At 45.9% G+C, this 5,138-nt stretch carries 4 protein-coding genes; all 4 read right to left on the reverse strand.

What is annotated here, in order from left to right; all coding sequences use genetic code 11:
• Window positions 1-159: 159 nt before the first annotated feature.
• Window positions 160-1,083 (reverse strand): ABC transporter permease, encoded by a 924-nt coding sequence (locus Q7P41_RS02035; protein WP_303881745.1) that lies wholly within the window; start codon window positions 1,081-1,083, stop codon window positions 160-162.
• Window positions 1,080-2,153: an ABC transporter permease gene (locus Q7P41_RS02040; RefSeq protein WP_303881747.1), complete on the reverse strand. Its 1,074-nt coding sequence runs from the start codon at window positions 2,151-2,153 to the stop codon at window positions 1,080-1,082. Before Q7P41_RS02040 ends, Q7P41_RS02035 begins: the two co-directional genes overlap by 4 nt.
• Entirely contained in the window at window positions 2,150-3,691 is a 1,542-nt protein-coding gene (locus Q7P41_RS02045; RefSeq protein WP_303881748.1) for an ABC transporter ATP-binding protein, read from the reverse strand. Before Q7P41_RS02045 ends, Q7P41_RS02040 begins: the two co-directional genes overlap by 4 nt.
• Before the next feature lie 70 nt (window positions 3,692-3,761).
• Window positions 3,762-4,760 carry a BMP family protein gene (locus Q7P41_RS02050; RefSeq protein WP_303881749.1) on the reverse strand — a complete coding sequence of 333 codons (999 nt, stop codon included), beginning with the start codon at window positions 4,758-4,760 and terminating at the stop codon, window positions 3,762-3,764.
• Window positions 4,761-5,138: the final 378 nt, after the last annotated feature.

Raw genomic sequence — 5,138 nt, forward strand, 5'->3', positions numbered from 1 at the left:
CGCTATCCAGTTGGTATCAAAGGCTTCTTTCACGTATTGCATTTCGTAGCCTTCACCGCTCATGTGCGGTGACGAAAGCCATATCTTTTTTTGCAACTTTATCCCTCGCTTTTTACGTTCTTATTTTAAAAGTACCACATTTTAGGTTGCCTCAGAAACTCATCTTCCCCCTTCTTTTATGTAGGGAATACCGAGATACTCGGGAACTCTAAATTCCTTTCTAGATATTGTAGCAACTATGGTAAGAATGTATGGTATTGCGATTATGAATTCGTTGGGGATCAATTTGAATCCCGATGTTTGTATTACTATCGAAGTCGCGTCGGCAAGGCCAAATATCAACCCGCCGATGGCAGCCCCGATCGGATTCCAGTTCCCTAAGAAGCATATCGCAAAGGCTATCCATCCCCTACCGCCTATTATATCCTCTGTAAATAGCCCTAAAAACCCCATCGAGTAAAAGGCGCCTGCCAAGCCGCATAAAGCACTTGAGCACAAGACTGCCTTAAATCGCACAGTGTCAACGTTAATCCCCGCAGCATCGACAGCCTCGGGGTTGGCTCCCGTTGAGCGAATTATTAATCCGCTCTTCGTTTTAAATAAAAGCCAATGCAATACAAAAACTACTACAAATGCCATGTAAGTCAATATATTTTGCCGGAATAAAATTTCACCGATCACCGGTATGCTGCTCAGTAAAGGTATGTTAAGCCTTGCCAAGGGCTCCACGGTCAAAGGAAGCAAGGGGACTCCAAATAATACTCTATAAAAGTAAAGGGCTAACCCGGCAGCCAAAATGTTTATGGCCGTTCCCGTCACGATCTGATGCTGCTTGAGTTTTACCGTGATATAGCCGTAGCACAATCCCACCAACATCCCGATAACGATAGCAGCAATAAGGCCAACTATTTGGCTTCCCGTGCAGTAAGTGCCGACAAATCCAGCCCATGCACCCAAAAGGAAGATGCCTTCGATGGCGATGTTCATGACTCCTGCTCTTTCCACGAGCACCTCCGCAAGTGCACCAATTATAAGAGGGGTGCTCATTTGAATCGTCCTTGAAAGCAATCCTTCTATGATCATTGGTTCTCCACCTTACTTTCTTCCTGAAGGCGTTTCTTCTCAAGCGCGATCATGATGCGTTGGCGTATGAAATAAGAAATGATGACCGAAAGCATTACAAAGCCCTCCATGATGCCCAAAAAGCTCGATGAGATATTAGAGACCTGAACGGCCAACGCACCTCCAACTTTAAGAGCACCGAATAGAAGCGCCGAAAGTACGATCCCAAAGGGGTGAGCATTACCCAGTATCGCTATTCCTATCCCTTCGGTTCCGATCAAGGGGTTAAAGCCCTGTACAAGCATATGTTGTATACCGTTTACTTCCGTAAAGCCCGCGAGCCCAGCAAAGGCACCGCTTATAAAAAAGACGGTGATGAAGATTTTCTTCTCATCTATTCCTGCAAAGCGCGCCGCGTTTCGATTCATTCCCACGGCCCTTATCTTGAAACCCAAGGTAGTCTTCCAGAGGATGAAATAGGCCATAGCGGCGATTAGCAAAGCTAATACCAGCCCAATATGCAAACGTGTATGGGATATGAGCTGTGGTATCCAGGCACTTTGAGCTATGACGTCCGTTTGAGGGTATTCCCCTTTAGATTCAATGAGCGGACCGCGGATCAAGAAGTTCATTACAGCTATTGCCACGTATGTTGACATCAGGCTGAGCAAAAATTCGTTTGCGTTGAAGCGCGCTTTAGCGTAGCCAATCAGCGATCCCCATGATCCCCCAAGTACTAAACTTGATAGTAAGCATATCGATAAAAGCAGCGGTTTGGGCAGGAAGCTCAAATAAAGGGAACAACTCACCGAGGCAAGGCAACCCATGTAAAATTGGCCCTGAGCTCCGATGTTAAAAAGGGATGCACGGTATGCGAAACCAAAGGCTAACCCCGTGAAGATCAGGGGCACTGCCTTTGCGAAAATATCGGCTATGTTATATATGTCGCGAAAGGCAAAAAGAAGTATATCTCTATAGACGACGAGGGGATTTTCACCCAAAAATAACATCATTATTCCACTTAAAAACAAGCCGACGATGACTGAATAAACTGGGAAAAAAGTTAACAAAATATGCCGGTAATTCCTCATTGTTGAGTCGTCACTCCCATCATAAGCAGGCCTATTTCATCGATGTTTACGTCCCGGCGGTCGATGGTTTTGAGGACTCGTCCCCGATATATAACGCTGATCCTGTCGGACAGCGAAAGTATTTCCGATAGCTCGGTGGAGATTAGTAAAACTCCCTTCCCTTCGTCCCTTGCCCTTAAAAGCGATTGATGGACGTACTCGGTAGATGCTATATCAAGCCCCCTTGTAGGTTGAACGGCTATGAGCAAAAACTTTGCTACAGCAATCTCGCGTGCGATGACTATCTTCTGCTGATTGCCGCCGGAGAGGTAACGCACGTGCGTGTCGGGGGTGGGCGTTTTGATTGCGTAGCTTTCGATGACTTCCGTCGCATACCGTCTAATGGAGTTTTCTTGAAGGATGCCTTTCCGTGAAAAGGGAGAAACGTCAAAGCCCTTTAATACGAGGTTTTCTTCTACGGACATGTCCAACACGAGGCCTTCTTTATGTCTGTCGGCAGGAATATATCCAACGCCTTGATCGATGATATTTCTGGTCTGCTCATTAAGTAGGGAAAGGTCCTTCAAAAATATACTCCCTTCGCTTACAAGCCGTAATCCATACAAGGCCTCTGCCAGTTCATCTTGTCCGTTTCCGCTAACTCCGGCTATGCCGTGGATTTCTCCTGCGTAAATTTCCAATTGCAGCGAATCCACGGCCCAGTGCCCCAGGCTTCCTTTGACCTTGAGGTTTTCGATTCGAAGCACGGGTTCTTTTTTGCCTAAAGTGACGTTATTTTCTGCCTTTAACTTGATGCCGCTTAATTCGTGACCGACCATCATCCGGGCAAGTTCCTGCTCTGTGGCTTTCTCTCGAGGCATTTCGCCTACTACGCGGCCGCTGCGAAGCACAACGATGCGGTCCGCAATTTCCAAAACCTCGTTAAGTTTATGGGAGATGAAGATTACGGAATTTCCAGCTCTTCTAAAGTCGCGGATGAAATTAAATAACATTTCAGTGCTCTGGGGCGTCAATACAGCAGTCGGTTCATCCATAATAAGCACTTTAGCACCTCTATACAGGGCCTTCAGTATTTCAACCCTTTGCTGCATTTCCACAGGAAGTTGATTGACCGTGGCGCGAGGATCTACCTTAAGACCGTACGTCTCGCCTAGGTTTTCTATCTCTTTAGCAGTCTCTCCTATCGAAAAACTTCGTTGCTGATCGGTGATGGTCCCCAGGACGATGTTTTCCACGACCGAATGTACTGGCACAAGCGTGAAATGTTGATGGATCATCCCTATGCCTAACTGCATGGCGTCTTTGGGCGATTCTATATTAACGACTTTTCCGTTTATCTTAATTTTCCCCTCATCCGCTCTGTACATTCCATATAAAATCCTCATCAGGGTAGATTTGCCGGCGCCATTTTCGCCAAGAAGCGCGAGGACTTCCCCTTTTCTCACGTTAAGGTCTACCTTATCTAGAGCCAACACTCCAGGAAAGTATTTTGTAATTCCAGAAAGTTCCACAATGATATCTTTGTCATCTGATAACATGTAAATCACCATCAATAAAAATTAAGTAGGGGGAGAGAGCTTCTCCCCCTTATTATTATACTTAACTTGCTTATTCTAAGGGTTCGGGGAATTGGGAAAGGAACTTCAAAAGCTGGTTTTCCTTTATTGCTTGCTCCGCCTGCGAGACAAGGTCCCTCACTTCCGGTTTAACCGCGTCCGTGTAAGAAACTTGTACGATCCCTTCATTAATGCCTGCTTCATTGACGATCGGTTTAAGATCTCCGTTTAAATATTTTCCGACCAACCATACATACATCGTTTTAAAATCAAAAAATACGCTTGCTATGACCGTCCCGGGGGCAACGCTGTTTTGGTCGCTGGCAAATCCGATAAATTTGGCTCCCTTTTCTTTGGCGGCCTGAATAGCGCCTAAGCCGACTTGGTTAGCGTAGAAAAACAAGATGTCTGCGCCCTGATCTATCATGGAACTTGCCATCTGCTTGCCAAGGGCGACGTCGCTCCACGAATTCGCATAGGCGCGCAATGCTTTCACCTCGGGGCTGCCGATCCTGGCTCCAAATTCATAAGTATTCAACAACCTGATCATAAGCTTATTGGGGAAACCGCCTACCAATCCGATCTTATTGGATTTGGTCGTCTTGCCAGCGATGATGCCAGCCAAGAAGCTGGCCTCGTATTCTCTGGGAAGGACCGGACACAAATTGGGTTCTGCGGCGACCATGCCGTTGATCACGCAAAAGGTCGATTTTGGGTATTGGGAGGCTACCCTTTGCGCGGCGGCGTCAAATTGGGTGCCCGCTGCCATGATGAGGTCATATCCCCTCTCGGCATAGTTTCTAAAAGTGGATTCATAATCGCTTGCTTGGACGTTTTCGACATATTCGATCTTCGTCTTAAGTTCTTGGTTGGCGGCCAACAATCCTGCATAGTTCGTCGCGTTCCAGCTTTGATCATTAACGGGTCCCGGAAGTATGAGCACCATCTTGTATTCCGAAGGAGCCTTTGCCATTGCGGGAGAACATATGACGCTTGAAACAAGGAACAGGAAAACACTTACAAAAATAAAAACCTTCCATGATAATTTCATAAAATTTCCCCCCTTCGTAATTCAATTTCAATTTAGTGTCATAATAATAGCACTAAGTATGATCATTGTGAGGATATAAGGCACAAGATAGCTGAAAAAAATTGGCCCGTTTCATTTCCTTGAATTCTACCTTCGCAAACTATGGCTTTGGGTTGCGAAGTTTGGTGTCTACCATCAAACAAATATCGTGTACCAAATAGAATCCAATAACATATCTATATCCCCCAGTTCTTCATGGAAGGTAGAAGCTCTGCTTCCCAAATTATCAACATATGTGCTGATAGTTTCAAATTAAGCCCTGGTCACACCTCAACCGTCTGCTTCAACCTGAACGTCGGCACGATCATCTTTATGACCGAAAGTATTTCTTCTTTGTCG

Source organism: Acetomicrobium mobile, assembly GCF_937920065.1.

Bases quoted from the DNA above. Each gene is read 5' to 3' on its own strand.
- Q7P41_RS02040 (WP_303881747.1), bottom strand. From the start codon at position 2,153: ATGAGGAATTACCGGCATATTTTGTTAACTTTTTTCCCAGTTTATTCA.
- Q7P41_RS02050 (WP_303881749.1), bottom strand. From the start codon at position 4,760: ATGAAATTATCATGGAAGGTTTTTATTTTTGTAAGTGTTTTCCTGTTC.
- Q7P41_RS02045 (WP_303881748.1), bottom strand. From the start codon at position 3,691: ATGTTATCAGATGACAAAGATATCATTGTGGAACTTTCTGGAATTACA.
- Q7P41_RS02035 (WP_303881745.1), bottom strand. From the start codon at position 1,083: ATGATCATAGAAGGATTGCTTTCAAGGACGATTCAAATGAGCACCCCT.